Here is a 17,627-nt window from a genome sequence, read left to right as displayed (position 1 = left end):
CTCGCAACAAGTGACATGCCTTGTACCTGTGAGTGATGCCACATAAGCAAAGGGATTTTGACGGGCCTTTCACGTTTGTTCTTATGTTCGTTTCGCTGCCAAAAATCATTGCCTGCGGCGCTTTCGGTTGTGAAGCGACATTGTCATTCGGTGGCATACACCTCAACGCGCATGTCATGCTCGCCTGAGCTATGAGCCTTCACATTAGGAAGAACGACGCATGCTCGGCAAGGTGACTGAAGTCCGCCAACTCGAGTTCGACACCATCGACACCCTAGTCTTTGCCGGTGGCGGCAACCGCTGCTGGTGGCAGGCGGGCGCGCTGGGCTTTTTGACGGAACGCGGCATGTGCCTGCCCGCGCAACTGGTGGGAACCAGTGCCGGCGCCGCTGTGGCTGCCTCGTTTCTGGTGCAAGGCACCGAGAAAGCGCGGCAAGCCTGCCTGAAACTCTATGCTGGCAATCCAAGGATTTTCGACTGGTCCGCGCTGACGGCATTCAAGTTGAAATTTGCACACCAGCACATCTATCCCGCATGGGTGGATGCGTTTTTGAACGCAGCCACATTCACCACGCTGCGCGACGCATCATCGCGCCTTACCGTGGGCCTTACGCGGCCGGCGCGATGGCTAGGCATGGGCGGCTCTGTCGCCGCGGGCACGTTGGCCTACCTGGTAGACAAATACCTATGGAACAGCATCCATCCGCGACTCCCGGCGTGGCTGGGGCTGCGGCAGGATTTCATGGTGTTAAACGATTGTCCCGATATCGACACAGCGCAATCGCTGCTGATTGCCGCGGCATCGGCACCACCGATCATGTCGGCGCGTCCCGTGGGCGGCGTGCATGCCATCGACGGCGGTTATACCGATAACGCGCCAATTCCTGCCCAATCCGATGAGGAACGATCGAAGACTCTGGTGATGCTTACCCGTCACTATCCGAAGCTGCCGCCGCTGTTCACCTGGCAGGGACGGACGTATTGGCAGCCAAGCCAACGCATTCCCGTCTCCACCTGGGATTGCACGCCGAAGACAACGGTGAACGAAGCCTATGATCTGGGCGCGCAGGATGGTGCATGCGCCTTGCGCAGCGGCCTGCTTCGATAAACGCCAAGCCGCCCCTGACAAAACCGTAATAGACATATCCCCCCACCCAGGGGATAGTTACACTAACTGAAACACTCACAACTCCGAGGCGCCCAGCCTGCGGTTCCCTCATCCGGAATACGGTTTGGCGTCCGTGATCTCCCAAGGATCACCAGGGTGAACGTGGAAACGCGTTCGCCTCCCCGGCCTGGAAAGGAGCACAAACACCATGTCCCCGCTGGCTGATCGGTACGGCCGTCGGTTTCCGTATTTGCGGTTGTCGATCATCCCCGCGTGCAATTTCCGTTGCACGTATTGCCTGCCGCACGGCTACCACGCCGATGCGAAGGCCACCGCGCCGCTTTCGCTGCAGGAGATCACACGCCTGCTGCGCGGCTTTACGGAAATGGGCATGCACAAGTTACGTATCACCGGGGGCGAGCCCAGCGTGCGGCACGATCTCACGGAGATCCTGCGCACTGCCGCCGCGGTGCCCGGCATTACCAAGCTGGCGATGACCACCAACGGCACCCTGCTCAGCAAGCGCCTGTACGAATGGATGGACGCTGGGCTCAACGCCATCAACGTCAGCGTGGACAGCCTGGATCGAGCGAGCTTCGCACGCATCACTGGCCATGACCGACTGGAAGACATCCTGCACGGCGTGGACATGGCGCTGGAAGCGGATCTGCCTGCGGTGAAACTCAACGCAGTGCTGTTGCGCGACGTCAACGATCGAGAACTGCCGGCCTGGCTGGACTACCTGCGCGACCGCCGCATCGGCGTGCGCTTTATCGAATTGATGCAGACCGGCGACAACCTGCCATTCTTCCGCGAGCACCACGTGCGTGCGGAAACCCTGGAAACGCAGTTGCTCGAAGCGGGCTGGCAATTGTTACCGCGTGCAGCCGACGCCGGCCCCGCACGCGAATACCGCCATCCAGATTACGCCGGCCGCATCGGCATCATCGCGCCCTACTCCAAGGATTTCTGCGCCGGCTGCAACCGCTTGCGCGTGACTGCCACCGGCGACTTGCGCCTGTGCCTGTTCGGCGAATTCGGCATACCGCTGCGCCCGTTGCTGCAGTCGGACGACCAGCTCGAAGACCTGGTGCGCGCCATCGGCGGCCAGATCGGTCGCAAGGAACAGGGACATTTCCTGCACGAAGGCCGCACCGGCATCACTCCCCATCTTGCATCCACCGGAGGCTGATCCATGCACGAGCGGGAGGACCGCGCCCATTTCCATATGGCGGACGTGCGCCGCAAGCGCATCACTGCGCGCCGTGCGGTGGCGATCGGCGAATTGAGCGCGGGCGCTGCGGCCTTCGCACAGATCGTCGAGCGCCGCCTGCCGAAAGGCGACGCGATGGTAATGGCCGAAATCGCCGGCCTGCAGGGAGCGAAGAACGCCTCCCAACTGATGCCACTGTGTCATCCACTGCCACTGGAGTACATCGACGTGCGGTGCGAGCCGATCACCGAGCGCCATGCGATTCGCGTGTATTGCGAAGTAGCGACGTTCGCGCGCACCGGGGTGGAGATGGAAGCGCTCGCCGGCGCCAGCGCGGCGTTGCTTACCTTGTACGACCTGACCAAGCCGGTGGAACCCGCGCTTGCCATCGGCGGTGTGCGATTGCTGTTCAAGGAAGGCGGCAAGAAGGGTTTATGGCTGCATCCGGAAGGCATGACCGATGCGGAACGCGACCGCTATAAACCGCGCGGCGTAGCGAAGCTGGATAACGTCAACGCCGCCGTGATCACACTCAGCGACCGCGCCAGCCGTGGCGAATACGCCGACGCGTCGGGACCGTTGCTGGTTGAACGCTTGCGCGATCTCGGCGCGAACGTGAGCGACGTCGAGTTGCATCCGGACGAACCCGAACCGCTGGCCGCACGCCTGCGCGAACTTGCCGAGCATGGCGCGCAACTGATTCTGTGCACCGGCGGCACCGGCTTAGGGCCGCGCGACCGCACGCCGGAAGCGCTGGCGATGGTGGCGGATCGTCACGTCGACGGCATCGGCGAACTGTTCCGCAGTGAAAGCAGCCAGCACACGCCATTGGCCTGGCTGAGTCGCGCGCACGCGGTGCTGATCGACCGCACGCTGGTGATCGCCTTGCCTGGCAGCGCCAAGGCGGTGGCGCAAGGCATGGACATACTCGCACCGATCCTGGCGCATGCCTTGAGCATGGTTGCGGACGGAGGCCACGCGTGAATACAGCGACATACGACCTCGCGATAACACTCCCTCCCCTGCTTGCAGGGGAGGGCTGGGGTGGGGTGAACACTTGCCTCAGACTTTCCTGCAAGTGTTCACCCCCTCCCAGCCTCCCCCTGCAAGCAGGGGGAGGAACGAATAGCGCGCACGGAAATACGCCAAGGCATTCCATGCATCCATGAATCAAGACACGCTCCCTTACGAAAACGCCCTGCGCATCGTGCTCGATGCCAGCACGAGACTTTCTTCGGAGGATTGCCCTACCGCGGCATGCCTGAGCCGCGTCTTGGCCACTCCCATCATCAGCACCGTCGATCTGCCGCCTTTCGACAATTCCGCGATGGACGGCTTCGCCTTGCGCGGCGATTCGATCGTGCACGCCGGTACCGAACTGCCTATCGAAGGCGAGCAGGCCGCGGGCGATGGCATCGCGCGTGCCCGTGCTGGTGCATGGGAGATCATGACCGGTGCGCGCGTACCCGATGGACTCGATCGTGTCATTCCCATCGAACAGACCGAGCGCGTCTCGTCCGACAGCGTGCGCTTGCTCGCGGATGTGACGCCCGGGCAGAACGTGCGCGTAGCAGGTTCCGATGTGGCGCACGGCGAAAAAGTGCTGGAGGCGGGCACGGTTCTGCAGCCGCAACATCTGATGCTGCTCGCCGCGCTCGGTGTGGCGAAGGTGCCTGTCGGCGTACGTCCACGCGTGGCGGTGATCTGCACGGGTCGCGAACTGGTCGACAATCCCGCGCAAACGCTCGCGCCGGGGCAGATCCGCAATTCCAACGGTCCTTTTCTTGCTGCGCGCTTGCCGCTGGCAGGCGCGGAAGTGGTGCATGTTGAAACGGTGGGCGATGATGCCGCGGCTTTCGAAGCGGCCTTGCAACGCGCATTGAACGCCGGCGCCAAAGTGATCGTGACCAGTGGCGCTGTTTCCATGGGGCATTACGATTTCGTGCCGCAGGCGCTGGAACGGCTTGGCGCGCAAACGCTGTTCCACAAAGTAGCGATACGCCCCGGCAAGCCGCTGCTGTTTGCAAGGCTGCCCGGCGACGTACTGTTGTTCGGCCTGCCGGGTAACCCGATTGCCGTGGCAGTTGGCTTGCGTTTCTTTGTGGAACCCGCATTGCGCGTGATGCTGGGCTTGCCGCCGGAAACGCCATATCGCGTGCCGCTCAGCAAGCCGTACAGCAAGAAGCCGCGCCTGCGTTTTCATCTCAAGAGTCACCTGCATATCGATGCGCAGGGCCGCCTTGCGGTGGAAGTGCTAGAAGGTCAGGAGTCCTACCGCATTCGTCCGCTGTCAGATGCCAATGCATGGGCAGTGGTGCCAGCCGATGTCGATGCGCTGCCTGCGGGCGCGTTGGTCGACGTGCACGGCGTAGGCCATTTCGAATTTCCCCATCCCGATTTTCCTTTGCCGGGGCGTGCTGCATGAAAGTTCGCATCACCTTGTTTGGCGCCTTGCGCGATGCCGATCCGCACGGCTTCGTCGAACTGGACGCACCCGAATCCTGCACCATCGGTACGTTGCGTGACTTGCTGCGTGAGCATCTGCGCGAGCATGCGCCGCAGATTAGTGCAGGATTGGTACAACGCTCGGCGTTCGCTAGCGAGGACGAGATTCTGCATAACCATCGCACGCTGCCGGAGAATGGGCAGCTTGCGATATTACCGCCGGTGAGCGGGGGATAAGTGCAATATATGCCAGCTCCATATTCTCTGGCCGTCATTCCCGCGAAAGCGGGAATCCATGTTGCTCTGAAGCTAAAAGCAAAAATGGATTCCCGCTTTCGCGGGAATGACGGCGTGTAGAGTTTTCGGTCGCCTCTGAAGTCTTGGATTACCAGTGACAACATATGTCTGATCTACACACCGCCGTCATCGACATCTGCGACGCATCCCTGGATCCCGTCGCGGCGCTCGCCTTTGTATCCGACCCGCGCTTCGGCGGCATCGATATGTTCATCGGCAAGGTGCGCGAGCACAATCTCGGCCGTGTCGTCACCGGTGTGAGCTACGACTTATTCGAGCCATTGGCGCTCAACACGTTCCAGGAAATTGGCGAACGCGCGCGCAGGAAAGTCGGCGGGCCGATGAAGGTGTACATCGCGCATGCCAAGGGCGATCTGCGCATCGGCGACATCGCCGTCATCGTCGCCGCCGGCACGCCGCATCGCGATGAAGCGTTCAAGGCTTGCCGCATGGCGATCGAGGCGGTGAAACACGAGGCGCCGATCTGGAAGCAGGAGCATTACACCGACGGCGACAGCGCATGGAGCGAAGGGTGCTCGCTGTGCGAGGAGCATCGCGAAGCCGAACAGACTGCCGCCAAGCGCGGAGCGGCGCATGAGCACGGTCACGACCACGATCACTGAGCCGATGCCTTGCATCGGTGTGGTGCTGGCCGGCGGGCGCTCCTCGCGCATGGGCCGCGACAAGGCGCTGCTGCATTGGAACGGGCGGCCGCTGATCGAGCATCTGATAGCCGTGCTGCAAGCGGCCGGAATACACGAAGTGAAGGTAAGCGGCGAACGCCCGGATTACCACGGCGTGGCCGATCCGCTGCCGCACATGGGGCCGATCGGCGGCATCGCTGGTGTGGCTGCAACGTGCGGCGATGGTGAGCTGCTGATCGTTCCGGTCGATATGCCTCGCCTGCAGCCCGCACTGCTGCAACGCCTGCGCGATGCCGAACCGGGCGCCGGTAGCGTGCGTTTTGCCGGTCACGTGCTGCCGATGCGCCTGCGGCTGGATGCTCACTGTCGCGACACGCTGCATGCCATGATTGCTTCAAGCGATGAGCGCGGCCGCTCCCTGCGCGTGCTGCAGGAACGTGTCGGCGTACGCGAGGTGGCACTATCCGCCGACGAAGCTGCGCAACTGATCGACTGCAATACCGAAGAAACCTGGCGGGAGGTGAGCGCATGAGAGTGCAACTGGAAGGCCAGAGCCTACGGCTGCGCATCGATGAAGAAGAACTGGCACGACTGTTGACCGGTGGCTCCGTCGACAATCGCACCGCCCTGCCCGACGGCCATATCGAAATGCACCAGCTCAGCCTGGCGCCGCGCATCGGCTGGCAACGCGAGGGTACCGTGTGGCATATCAGCCTGCCCGACACCGAGGTACGCGCGCTCAGCCAACGCCTGCCCTCGCGCGAGGGCTTGCAGTTTTCGTTGTCGACGCTGAGTGGCGAGGTGTTGCAGATCGTGTTTGATGTGGATGTGCGTGATAGTGCGCGCAAGCGTTTGCATAAATCATCGCAAGGAGAGGCTTTATGAAGGTGTTGCGCGATCTAACCGCAAAGCTGATTGCTCGTCATTCCGGCAAAGCACCAAGGAACCTTTGGCGTAGCTGGCAGCTTCTGCTAGCGACATGCATGTTGTTGAGTCTGATCCATTTCAACAGCGCACTTGCGCAAACATCGCCTACCATCCGCATCGCCTACGCCGGCTCCATGGGCGTGGTGATGGACAGCGCCGCCGGCCCCGCCTTCGCTAAGGCGCATCACGCCACCTACCAGGGCATCGGCCAGGGCTCCTACGCCCTGGCGCGTCTGCTTGCTGCGCATCAATTACAGGCGGATGTGTTCGTTACCATCACGCCGGGGCCGATGCAGATACTGAAACAAGCCGGGCTGGTCGCCAGCGCCGTTCCGGTGGCCAGCACGCAGATGGTCGTCGTTTACAGTCCCCATAGCCATTTTGCCGCCGACTTCGCCGCTGCTGCGCGCGGCGAAAAGAAATGGTATGAGGTGCTGAGCGAACAAGGCGTTCGCCTGGGCCGCACCGATCCCGCCATCGATCCGCAAGGTGCGAACGTGTTGCTCACGTTGCAATTGGCGGCGGATTACTACCGGGAGCCCGATCTACTGAAGACGATCGCCGGTGCGCCGCAGAATCCCTCGCAGATCTTCACCGAGCCTTCGCTGATGTCAAGGCTGGAAGCCGGGCAGATCGATGCAGCCATCGGCTATCTGAGCGCCGCGCAATCGCACCACCTGCCCACCATCGCGTTGCCCGATGAAATCAACCTCGGCAATCCCGACATGCAGAAGCCGTGGTATGACCGCGCATCCCTCACACTGGATAACGGCAAGACGCTGCGCGTGCAGCCGTTGGTGTTCTATGCCGGCGCGTTGAGCAATGCACAGCAACCCGAACTAGGGCGTGATTTCGTGGCGTTTTTGCAGGGTGCACAAGGGCAAGCGTTGTTTCGCGAGCATGGTTACAGTGCGCCGCGCGGGAATGGTCTGTGACACCGTTGGTGCGTGACCTTGCCATAACGCAGTCCCCTCTCCCCTCCGGGGAGAGGGTTGGGGTGAGGGGCCAAGGCTGGCCGGAAACATCACCCAAGCGCGCAAACGCTGCTTTGGTTTCCATCGCATGATCGACCATCAGGCGAGGTTGTCCCCTCACCCCAGCCCTCTCCCCGGAGGGGAGAGGGAGCCATTGCGGCAAGTGCAAGAGTTCTACGCATGAGCCTCTCTCAAACACGCCTGCCTGCACTTGTCGGCCTGCTGACGCTGCTACTACTCGCCACCCCCTTCATCGGCCTCGCCTTCATCACGCCATGGCACACCTTCGGCTTTGCTGACGGTGACGGCAACGCCATCGCCGTATCGCTCTGCTATAGCCTGCTTGCCCTCATCCTGATCATCGCGCTGGGCACGCCGCTCGCCTGGTGGCTGGCGCGTCATCGCGTGCGCGGTCTGTGGCTGGTCGATGCGCTGCTGCTGCTTGCCCTGCTCACGCCACCGCTGGCGATGGGCCTGCTGCTGGCCGCCATGTACGGGCCTTATGGTCCGGCCGGCAGCATGCTGGAACGTGCGGGCCTGGTGCTGACCAATTCCGGGCCGGCGTTCGTGATGGCGCAGTTCTACAGTGCGCTGCCCTATTACGTGATCGCCGCGCGTGCGGCCTTCGAAGGTGTGCCGCGCGAGCTGGAGCAGATCGCGCTTACGCTCGGACATTCGCCGTGGCGCAGTTTCGTGCGTGTCAGCCTTCCGCTGGCGCGGTTGGGGTTGGCAGCGGCGATCGCGCTGGCCTGGGTGCGCGCACTGGGCGAATTCGGTGCAGTGTTGATCGTGGCGTATTACCCGCAGGGCATTCCGGTGAAACTGTGGGTGAACTTGCAGAATGTCGGGCTTAGCGCGGTGTATCCGTTGCTGTGGGTGTTCTTTCTGGTGGCCATGCCCTTGCCGCTGGTGCTGGGCCTGGCCGCGCGCCACAGGCGTTTGATCTAATGCACATCGACTATCGCATCGAACGTCCGATCGCCCTTCATGCGGCCTTCGATGTCGAAGGCTTCACGGTATTGCTCGGCGCGAGCGGCGAAGGGAAGTCACTCTTGTTGCGTGCGATTGCGGGCCTTACTCCCGCGCAAGGCGAACCGTTCGGCGGCATGGCCGCGCAACACCGCGCCGTGGGCTATCTGCCGCAAGGCTATGCGTTATTTCCGCATCTGAATGCCTGGCAGAACGTGGCGTTCGCTTTACGCGGTGCGCAAAGACGCATGCAGGCGATGCAATTGCTGGAGCGCGTGCACATGGCGGATTTCGCCGAGCGCTATCCGGCAACCCTTTCAGGCGGACAGCAGCAGCGCGTGGCATTGGCTCGCGCATTGGCACGCCGCCCACAATTGCTGCTGCTGGACGAACCTACGTCGGCGCTCGATCCTGTTACCCGCGACGACGTGGTGGCGGAATTGATCGCCGAAGTGCACGAGTTCGGGATTCCTGCACTGGCAGTGAGTCACGATCCTCATCTAGCCGCCGTGGCGGATCGGCTGGTGCTGATGCATGAACAGCGCATCATCCAGATCGGGCCGCCTGGCAGCGTTTACGCCCATCCGGTGAGTGGTGCAGCCGCGCGATTGCTTGGGCATCGCAATGTGCATCGTGGACGCATCGAAGCCTCGGATGGCGCATGGCGGTTGGTGTGGCGGGATGGTGGCATTGCGTTTCCCGTCGATGGCCGAGCGGATGCGGAGATGGAAGTCGATTGGACAATCGACCCGGAAGCAGTTTCCCTGGTCGATGCACGCGACGCTTCGACCGATGCCATTGCGGCGTCAATCGAAGTGCGGCATGTGATTGGGCGAACGATGCAGTTGGGGCTTCGTTGCGGTATGGGGCGATTGTGGGTGTCGGTGTCTAACGGCAGACCTATTCCCGAAGCCGTGGCGGTGAAATTGCCTGCAGAATCGATTCGGTGGTGGGCGCGGGACAACACGTAAATCGCAATGGCTAACCTCGCCTCACCGACAGAGTTCGTTCAAGCATGCAGCTTGCTATCCAACTCCGCCAACTTCTCAACACCCTTCTTCGCAAGCGGCTCCAGCCCTTCCCCACCCGCCGCAAGATGCGCCACGATCTGTTTGCGCATGCCCGGTTCCCAAAACCGCTTCAGGTGATCGGCCACACCTGCTACACCCAATGCCTGGTCGGGTTCGGCGGCGAAGTAACGGCTGATGTCGTTGGTCATCTCGATGAGGCGTTCGATATTCATGCTGTAGCTCCGGCGGCATGAAGCAGTCGCTGCGGATGAGTGTAGATGACATAGCTGCCCGGTCGCGCAAAGCCGACCAGGGTCAGATGCGTGCTTTCGGCCAGGTGAATCGCCAGCGCGGTCGGCGCGGAAATCGCGGCCATCAATGTAATGCCGGCACTCGCAGCTTTGGTGACCATTTCGTAGCTGGCGCGGCTGGTAACCAGCAGAAAGCCCTGCTCTGGATCGATGCGCGCCTTGACCATCGCGCCGATCAGCTTGTCCAGCGCGTTATGGCGGCCAACATCTTCGCGCACCAGCACGATGGCGCCATCGACATCGACCCAGGCCGCCGCATGCACGGAGCCCGTGGCGCTATTCACCGGTTGCGCGGCATGCAAGGTTTCGAGCGCGCGTTCCAGCGCAGCCGCTTCGACACGCGGTCCATTGCCAACGGGCGCGGGATGACGCACAGCATCTTCCAACATGCGTGCGCCGCACAGACCACAGCCGCTGCGCCCCGGCAGCAGGCGTTCGCCGCCGTTGCCTGCACGTTGCTCGACCGTATCGGATGACACCTGCATCGCCAGCTCGATGCCTTCCAGGCGCGAACGCACCTCGATGGATTGCAGTTCTTCCGGCTTCGCCACCAGGGCTTCGCTCAACGAAAAGCCCAGCGCGAAATCTTCCAGATCCAACGGCGTCACCATCATCACTGCGAAGGGTACGTCGTTGTATAGCATTGCAACCGGCACTTCTTCGGTGATGGCATCACTGATCTGTTCGTGCTCGCCGTGGCGATAACGATCCACACGGCGAGTCACATAGCCATGGCCGGGATGCGGCGTGTCAGGGCGTTTCGGCTGCATCCAACAAGGCCTGCTGCGTTTGAGAAAAAGCTTCGTAACGCTTCTGCCATTCCGAGGGCTGGTTGACGCGCGTCACCTGCACCGCCGTCACCTTGTATTCGGGGCAGTTGGTGGCCCAGTCCGAATTCTCGGTGGTGATGACGTTGGCGCCGGAGCCGGGGAAATGGAAGGTGGTGTAGACCACGCCCGGTTGCATGCGTTCGGAAATGCGCGCGCGCAAGACGGTCGTGCCTGCACGGCTTTCGATACCGACCCAGTCAGCTTCGCTGATGCCGCGTTCCTCCGCGTCGTGCGGATGAATTTCCAGTCGATCCTCGTCGTGCCACATGACATTCGCGGTGCGGCGTGTCTGCGCGCCCACGTTGTACTGGCTGAGAATGCGCCCCGTGGTGAGGATCAACGGATACACGGTATTTACTTTTTCCGAGGTCGGGACGTATTCGGTGAGCATGAAGCGGCCCTTACCGCGCACGAATTCGTCCACGTGCATCACCGGCGTGCCTTCAGGATGCTGCTCATTGCACGGCCACTGGATTGAACCGAGCGCATCGATCTTGTCGAAGCTCACCCCGTGGAACGTAGGTGTGAGCTGCGCGATCTCGTCCATGATCTCGGACGGATGCTTGTAGTGCATGGGATAGCCCATGGCATTGGCCAGCAATTGCGTGACCTCCCAATCTGCATAGCCACTCTTGGGCTCCATCACCTTGCGCACGCGCGAAATACGGCGCTCGGCATTGGTGAAGGTGCCGTCCTTCTCCAGGAACGAGCAGCCGGGCAGGAACACATGGGCGAACTTGGCGGTTTCGTTGAGGAACAGATCCTGCACCACCACGCATTCCATCGCCTCCAGTGCCGCGGTGACGTGCTGCGTGTTCGGATCGGACTGGGCGATGTCCTCGCCCTCGATGTACAAGCCTTTGAAGCTGCCATCGATGGCCGCCTCGAACATGTTGGGAATGCGCAGACCCGGTTCGTCGTGGAGATGTACGCCCCAGGCCGATTCGAACAAAGTGCGCGTTGCCACATCGCCGACATGGCGATAACCAGGGAACTCGTGCGGGAACGAACCCATGTCGCACGAGCCCTGCACGTTGTTCTGCCCACGCAGCGGATTCACGCCCACGCCTTCGCGACCGATGTTGCCGGTGGCCATGGCGAGATTGGCAATGGCCATCACGGTGGTGGAACCCTGCGAGTGCTCGGTCACGCCCAGGCCGTAATAGATGGCCGCATTGCCGCCGGTGGCATATAGGCGCGCAGCGTTTCGGATCATTGGGGCAGGCACGCCGGTCTCGGCTTCCGTGGCTTCCGGGCTATGTTTTGGGTCCGCAACGAAGCTGCGCCACTTTTCGAACGCAGGCTTTTCGCAACGCGCAGCAACAAAGGTCTCGTTCACTAGTCCTTCGGTAACGATCACATAAGCCAGAGCATTGAGCACGGCGACATTGGTGCTGGGCCTGAGCTTGAGATGGTAATCAGCCTTGATATGCGGCGTGCGCACCAGATCAATGCGGCGCGGATCGACCACGATCAGCTTCGCGCCTGTACGCAAGCGGCGCTTCATTTGCGAGCCGAATACCGGATGCGCATCGGTGGGGTTGGCGCCGATCACCAGCACCACGTCGGTGTATTCGATGGAATCGAAATCCTGTGTGCCGGCCGACTCGCCCATCGTTGCTTTCAGACCATAGCCGGTGGGTGAATGGCAGACGCGCGCGCAGGTATCCACGTTGTTGTTGCCGAAGCCGGCGCGCACCAGCTTCTGCACCAAGTAGGTTTCTTCGTTCGTGCAACGCGAGGACGTGATGCCGCCGACGGAGAACTTGCCGTATTTTTCCTGCAGCCGCTTGAACTCGCTGGCGACGTGCGCAATCGCTTCATCCCAGCTCGCAATGCGCCAGGGATCGGTGATCTTCTGGCGAATCATCGGCGTGTTGATACGATCCGGATGCGTGGCGTAGCCGATCGCGAAGCGCCCTTTCACGCAGGAATGGCCGTGATTGGCATGACCATCCTTGTTCGGCACCATGCGCACGATTTCCTCGCCTTTCATCTCGGCGCGGAAGCTGCAGCCGACGCCGCAATAAGCGCAGGTGGTGATCATGCTGTGTTCGGCCTGGCCGCGCTCAATCAGCGATTTTTCCGACAGCGTGGCGGTGGGACAAGCCTGCACGCAGGCGCCGCAAGACACACACTCGGAATCGAGGAAGCGATTGTCCTGGCTGGCCGACACTTTCGAATCGAAACCACGCCCCTGGATGGTGAGCGCGAATGTACCCTGCACTTCGTCACAGGCACGTACGCAACGCGAGCAAACGATGCACTTTGAAGGGTCGAAGGTGAAGTACGGATTAGATTCGTCCTTCGGCGCAAAGTGCAGATTGATCTCACCTTCCTTCGTTTTCGCAAAGACGTGGTTCTCGCCGTCGTAGCCATAGCGCACTTCGCGCAGGCCAACGACGCCAGCCATGTCCTGCAGCTCGCAATGGCCATTGGCCGGACAGGTCAGGCAATCCAGCGGGTGATCGGAGATGTATAGCTCCATCACGCCGCGGCGGATCTCGGCCAGTTTCGATGTCTGGGTGCTGACTTTCATGCCTTCCGTGGCCGGCGTGGTGCAGGAAGCGGGATAGCCCTTGCGTCCCTCGATCTCAACCAGGCATAGGCGGCAGGAGCCAAACGCATCCAGCATGTCAGACGCGCACAGCTTAGGGATGTTGATACCGGCTTGCGAAGCAGCGCGCATCACGGACGTGCCTTCCGGCACGCGGATGCTGCGGCCGTCGATTTCCAGCGTGACCTGCTTGTCCGATTTGACAGCGGGTGTGCCGCGGTCGATTTCGACGATGGACAGCATGATGAACTACCTCCTCAAACCTTTGCGCTCCCTCCCCTGCTTGCAGGGGAAGACACCTTCTTTCTCCTCCTGCGAGCAGGAGGAGGTGGGGTTAGGTGAACACTTGCAACGAACTTTCCCGCAAGTGTTCACCCCCTCCTAACCTCCCCCTGCAAGCAGGGGGAGGGACATGTCTCACGAAGCCGCGGGCTGTTTCGCAGCTTCAAAATCCTCATGAAAATGATCCAGCGCACTCAACACCGGAAACGGCGCCATGCCACCCAGCGCACACAGCGAACCGGCCACCATCGTCTGACATAGATCACGCAGCAGCACTTCATTGCGCTCACGTTCTGCGATGTCGCCGGCGATGATGCGATTGATCACTTCCACGCCGCGCGTGGAACCAATGCGACATGGCGTGCATTTGCCGCAAGATTCGATTGCGCAGAACTCCATCGCGAAGCGCGCCTGAGCCGCCATGTCGACCGTATCGTCGAACACCACCACACCGCCATGCCCGACCATGCCGCCGATCGCCGCGAAGGCTTCGTAATCGATCGGCGTGTCAAGCTGCGATGCGGGGATATAAGCACCCAACGGACCGCCCACCTGCACCGCGCGCACCGGACGTTCGCTGGCAGTGCCGCCGCCGTATTCCTCGATCAGTTCGCGCAATGTCAGGCCGAACGCACGTTCCACCAGCCCCGACCGCTTCACGTTGCCGGCCAATTGCAACGGCAGCGTGCCACGCGACCGACCCGTGCCGTAGTCGCGATAGAACGCGGCACCGCGATCGAGAATGATCGGCACCGTCGCCAGCGTGATCACGTTGTTGATCACCGTGGGCTTGCCGAACAAACCCTGGATGGCCGGTAACGGCGGCTTGAAGCGTACCTGTCCGCGCTTGCCTTCCAGGCTTTCCAGCAGCGAGGTTTCTTCGCCACAGATATACGCGCCGGCGGCCATGCGCACTTCCAGATGGAACGCCTTGCCGCTACCGCAAATGTTGTCACCGAGATAGCCGCGCACCTTGGCCGCATCGATGGCCGCTTCCAGCGCGCGCTGCGCATGCGGGTATTCGACGCGCAGGTAGATGTAGCCGCGCGTAGCTCCCACGGCCAGGCCGGCGATGGTCATGCCTTCGATCAGTACGAACGGATCGCCTTCCATGATCATGCGGTCGGAAAAGGTGCCGGAATCGCCTTCGTCCGCGTTGCATACGATGTATTTCTGATCGGCGGCGGCATCCAGGCAGGTTTTCCATTTGATACCCGCAGGAAATGCCGCGCCGCCACGACCGCGCAGACCCGAATCGGTGACTGCTTGCACGATGGCAGCCGGTTCCAACTTCAAAGCTGCAGCAAGTCCGCGATAGCCATCGTGCGCAAGATAATCATCCAGGTTGCGCGGATCGACGATGCCGACTCGCGCGAAGGTCAAACGCTGTTGGCTTTTCAGCCAGGGAATCTCCTCGGTAAGTCCCAGCTTCAGCACATCCTCGCCACCGTGCAGAAAATCGGCATCAAACAAACCCAGCACGTCGGTGGGTTGCACCGGGCCATAAGCCACTCGGCCCGCAGGTGTTTCCACTTCCACCATCGGTTCTAGCCAATACAGGCCGCGCGAACCGTTGCGCACGATGCGAACGCCGGTGTTGCGCGTTGCGGCTTCCGTTTCGATCGCCTCGGCGACGACGTCTGCCCCCAGCGACAAGGCGCTGGCGTCGCGCGGCACGTAGACGGTGATGCTCATGTCGCCTCCGACAGCAGCCATGCGTCGAAGCTTTCCGGCGTCACGCGGCCTTTCAATTCATCATCGACCATCATCGCCGGCGAACATGCGCAATTGCCCAGGCAATAGACCGGCTCCAGCGTCCATGCACCGTCCGCGGTGGTTCCGTGAAAATCCACGCCCAACCGCTGCTTCACGTGTTGCTCCAATTTCGCCGCGCCCATCGACTGACAGGATTCTGCGCGGCAAAGATAGATAACGCGTTTGCCAGCCGGATGCGTGCGGAAGTAGTGATAAAACGACACCACGCCATGCACGTCCGCGCGTGACAGATTCATCTCACGCGCGATCAGCGGGATGGCTTCCTCGGGCACGTAACCCAAGGAAGCCTGCACGCCATGCAGAACGGGAAGCAGCGCGCCGGGCTGGTCCTTCAGCCGGGCGGTCACGTCGAGTACGGCGTCGCGGATCTTGTCGTCGATCGGCGGCAACGGCAGGACGCTTTTAGCGGGTTTCATAACAGCTCAATCCTCAAAACAGTGCGGCAGCCTTGCTGAGCGCAATCCATACACCGATCAGGAACGGGATGCCGACCAGGGCCCAGGCGACCACGCCCACGATGCCGAAGCTGCCACGCGCCGCCTGATCGGCATGGGCCGTGACATGAGGCGCCTCGTGTTGCAGCGAACGCTCGCGTGCGAGTTCCTCGTCGGTCATATGGTGCGCTTCCTTGACCGGCCTGACCATTAAATTGGCGATAAGGCCAATCAGCAGCAGGCCGGCAAGAATATAGAGTGTGCGGTCGTAAACCAGGTTTTTGGCGACACCGGCGTCCAACTGCGCCTGACGCACCGCTGCGATCAAGAACGGCCCGGCGACGCCCGCCACCGACCAGGCGGTCAAAAGGCGGCCGTGAATGGCGCCGACCATTTGTGTACCGAAAATGTCCGCCAGGTAAGCCGGCACAGTGGAGAAGCCGCCGCCGTACATCGACATGATGATGCACACGGTGAGCACAAACACGCCCGCCAGGCCCATATGCCCCAGCGTCGGCAGGCTGCAATACAGCACGATGCCGAGCAGGAAGAACACGATATACGTGTTCTTGCGTCCGATGAAATCGGAGATGGATGCCCAGAAGATGCGGCCAAGGCTGTTGAACAAGCTGATCAGCCCGACCAGGCCCGCCGCCGCGGCAGCGATCGATGCCTTCTGTGTGGCGGTGAGCACGGTGGCCGCGTCGATACCAAGCAAGCGCCCGCCGAACACGTCCTGGAACATCGGACTGGCCATTGCCAGCACACCAATGCCCGCCGTCACGTTCATACACAACACGATCCATAGCATCCAGAATTGCGGCGTTTTCCACGCGCGGTTCAAGTGCACGTGCTTGGCCGTGATCAAGCTGTTCGTGTTGGCCGGTGGCGTCCAGCCTGCCGGCTTCCAGCCGCTAGGCGGAACCCGGAAACCGAACGCACCCGCCGACATCGCGATGAAGTAAATCACGCCCAGCACCATCAAGGTGCTCGCCACACCCGGCACGTCGCCGTGCGTGAAGCGCGCCATCAAGGCCACTGCGATCGGCGCGCCGATCATCGCGCCACCGCCGAAGCCCATGATTGCGAAGCCCGTCGCCAGACCTCGGCGATCGGGAAACCACTTGATCAAGGTGGATACCGGCGTGATGTAGCCCAGCCCCAGGCCGACACCGCCCAGTACGCCGCAGCCCAGGAAGACCAGCCACAACTGATGCATCGATACGCCGATGCCGCCGATCACCAGTCCGCCGCCCCAACACAGTGCAGCGATGAAGCCTGCCTTGCGCGGCCCGGCATGCTCCAGCCAGCCACCCCAAATCGCCGCCGAAATACCGAGCATGGCGATGAAGGTTTCGAAAATATGCGTGACCGCAGGCACGGTCCAATTGCACGATCCTCCAAACAACTGCGCAAAGAATCCGATGCCGCCGCAACTCGCCGCGCCCGGCACCAGTTTGCTCATCGGCAACCAGAACACCGAAAAACCATAAGCCATGCCAATGCACAAATGGATGGCCAACGCCGCTGGCGGCACAAACCAGCGATTGAAGCGTGGCCCCGCAATGGTACGTTCCCTCGCCAACAAACCCGACGCCGCTCCCCCGGTCGCCTCAACAGCCTCAGGCACAACAGTCATACTCGTCTCCCATGGTTAACTCGGGACAACAACCATCGCATTAGCGACGCGCACGACTCTAGCGCAAAAGCGTCAAAAGCATGATTACAATTGCGCAAGCTTGTTGCTGCGCAGCAGCACCCCAACGGGATGCCCAAGCGAAGGGCGACGCATATCACACATCGCCAGCAACGGATTGCATGCTTGAGCTCACCTCTCGCGCAAATGAGCG

General features: G+C 61.7%; 16 protein-coding genes, 1 pseudogene and 1 riboswitch. Of the genes and pseudogenes, 11 read left to right on the top strand and 6 right to left on the bottom strand.

Going from position 1 to position 17,627, the window contains the following annotated elements:
• Positions 1 to 220 precede the first annotated feature (220 nt).
• From ISP18_RS08250 to ISP18_RS08200, 11 genes and pseudogenes are all read left to right on the top strand, one after another.
• A complete protein-coding gene (locus ISP18_RS08250; protein ID WP_380009305.1) occupies positions 221 to 1,108 on the top strand; it encodes a patatin-like phospholipase family protein in 888 nt (295 codons plus the stop codon).
• 69 nt (positions 1,109 to 1,177) lie between these two features.
• Positions 1,178 to 1,322: riboswitch (molybdenum cofactor riboswitch) on the top strand.
• Positions 1,317 to 2,300, top strand: a complete 984-nt coding sequence (moaA, locus tag ISP18_RS08245) for a GTP 3',8-cyclase MoaA (protein ID WP_380009302.1) — start codon at positions 1,317 to 1,319, stop codon at positions 2,298 to 2,300. (Overlaps the previous riboswitch by 6 nt.)
• A 3-nt stretch (positions 2,301 to 2,303) precedes the next feature.
• Positions 2,304 to 3,305: a bifunctional molybdenum cofactor biosynthesis protein MoaC/MoaB gene (gene moaCB, locus ISP18_RS08240; protein ID WP_380009299.1), complete on the top strand. Its 1,002-nt coding sequence runs from the start codon at positions 2,304 to 2,306 to the stop codon at positions 3,303 to 3,305.
• Positions 3,306 to 3,486: 181 nt separating this feature from the next.
• On the top strand, positions 3,487 to 4,746 hold the full coding sequence (locus ISP18_RS08235; RefSeq protein WP_380009296.1) for a molybdopterin molybdotransferase MoeA: 1,260 nt from the start codon (positions 3,487 to 3,489) through the stop codon (positions 4,744 to 4,746).
• The gene (locus tag ISP18_RS08230; RefSeq protein WP_380009293.1) at positions 4,743 to 5,003 is read left to right on the top strand and encodes a MoaD/ThiS family protein; all 261 of its coding nucleotides are present in this window, start codon (positions 4,743 to 4,745) and stop codon (positions 5,001 to 5,003) included. Before ISP18_RS08235 ends, ISP18_RS08230 begins: the two co-directional genes overlap by 4 nt.
• Positions 5,004 to 5,167: 164 nt before the next feature.
• Positions 5,168 to 5,686 (top strand): molybdenum cofactor biosynthesis protein MoaE, encoded by a 519-nt coding sequence (locus ISP18_RS08225; protein ID WP_380009290.1) that lies wholly within the window; start codon positions 5,168 to 5,170, stop codon positions 5,684 to 5,686.
• Positions 5,658 to 6,239, top strand: a complete 582-nt coding sequence (mobA, locus tag ISP18_RS08220) for a molybdenum cofactor guanylyltransferase (protein WP_380009287.1) — start codon at positions 5,658 to 5,660, stop codon at positions 6,237 to 6,239. Before ISP18_RS08225 ends, mobA begins: the two co-directional genes overlap by 29 nt.
• Complete coding sequence (locus ISP18_RS08215) at positions 6,236 to 6,592, top strand: hypothetical protein (protein WP_380009284.1); 357 nt, start codon at positions 6,236 to 6,238, stop codon at positions 6,590 to 6,592. Before mobA ends, ISP18_RS08215 begins: the two co-directional genes overlap by 4 nt.
• Positions 6,589 to 7,569: an extracellular solute-binding protein gene (locus ISP18_RS08210; RefSeq protein WP_380009281.1), complete on the top strand. Its 981-nt coding sequence runs from the start codon at positions 6,589 to 6,591 to the stop codon at positions 7,567 to 7,569. The genes ISP18_RS08215 and ISP18_RS08210 overlap by 4 nt, the downstream gene beginning before the upstream one ends.
• Positions 7,570 to 7,788: 219 nt before the next feature.
• On the top strand, positions 7,789 to 8,556 hold the full coding sequence (locus ISP18_RS08205) for an ABC transporter permease subunit (protein WP_380009278.1): 768 nt from the start codon (positions 7,789 to 7,791) through the stop codon (positions 8,554 to 8,556).
• Positions 8,556 to 8,987: pseudogene (locus ISP18_RS08200) on the top strand (ATP-binding cassette domain-containing protein); the annotation flags it as partial. The gene ISP18_RS08205 and the pseudogene ISP18_RS08200, both read left to right, overlap by 1 nt.
• Before the next feature lie 599 nt (positions 8,988 to 9,586).
• On the opposite strand, the gene ISP18_RS08195 reads toward ISP18_RS08200, so the two are convergent.
• The 6 genes from ISP18_RS08195 to ISP18_RS08170 all read right to left on the bottom strand — a co-directional run bounded on the left by ISP18_RS08195 (position 9,587) and on the right by ISP18_RS08170 (position 17,416).
• Entirely contained in the window at positions 9,587 to 9,820 is a 234-nt protein-coding gene (locus ISP18_RS08195) for a formate dehydrogenase subunit delta (protein ID WP_380009275.1), read from the bottom strand.
• Positions 9,817 to 10,668, bottom strand: coding sequence for a formate dehydrogenase accessory sulfurtransferase FdhD (gene fdhD / locus ISP18_RS08190; protein ID WP_380009272.1), 852 nt, complete (start codon positions 10,666 to 10,668; stop codon positions 9,817 to 9,819). The genes ISP18_RS08195 and fdhD overlap by 4 nt, the downstream gene beginning before the upstream one ends.
• A complete protein-coding gene (gene fdhF / locus ISP18_RS08185; RefSeq protein ID WP_380009269.1) occupies positions 10,649 to 13,528 on the bottom strand; it encodes a formate dehydrogenase subunit alpha in 2,880 nt (959 codons plus the stop codon). The genes fdhD and fdhF overlap by 20 nt, the downstream gene beginning before the upstream one ends.
• Before the next feature lie 174 nt (positions 13,529 to 13,702).
• A complete protein-coding gene (locus ISP18_RS08180; protein WP_380009266.1) occupies positions 13,703 to 15,262 on the bottom strand; it encodes a formate dehydrogenase beta subunit in 1,560 nt (519 codons plus the stop codon).
• Positions 15,259 to 15,759: a formate dehydrogenase subunit gamma gene (locus tag ISP18_RS08175; protein WP_380009263.1), complete on the bottom strand. Its 501-nt coding sequence runs from the start codon at positions 15,757 to 15,759 to the stop codon at positions 15,259 to 15,261. Before ISP18_RS08175 ends, ISP18_RS08180 begins: the two co-directional genes overlap by 4 nt.
• 13 nt (positions 15,760 to 15,772) lie before the next feature.
• Entirely contained in the window at positions 15,773 to 17,416 is a 1,644-nt protein-coding gene (locus tag ISP18_RS08170; protein ID WP_380009260.1) for an OFA family MFS transporter, read from the bottom strand.
• Positions 17,417 to 17,627: the final 211 nt, after the last annotated feature.

This window comes from Dyella humi, from assembly GCF_044904605.1.
GTDB lineage: Bacteria > Pseudomonadota > Gammaproteobacteria > Xanthomonadales > Rhodanobacteraceae > Dyella_B > Dyella_B humi.
This window is presented reverse-complemented; position numbering and strand designations above follow the sequence as displayed.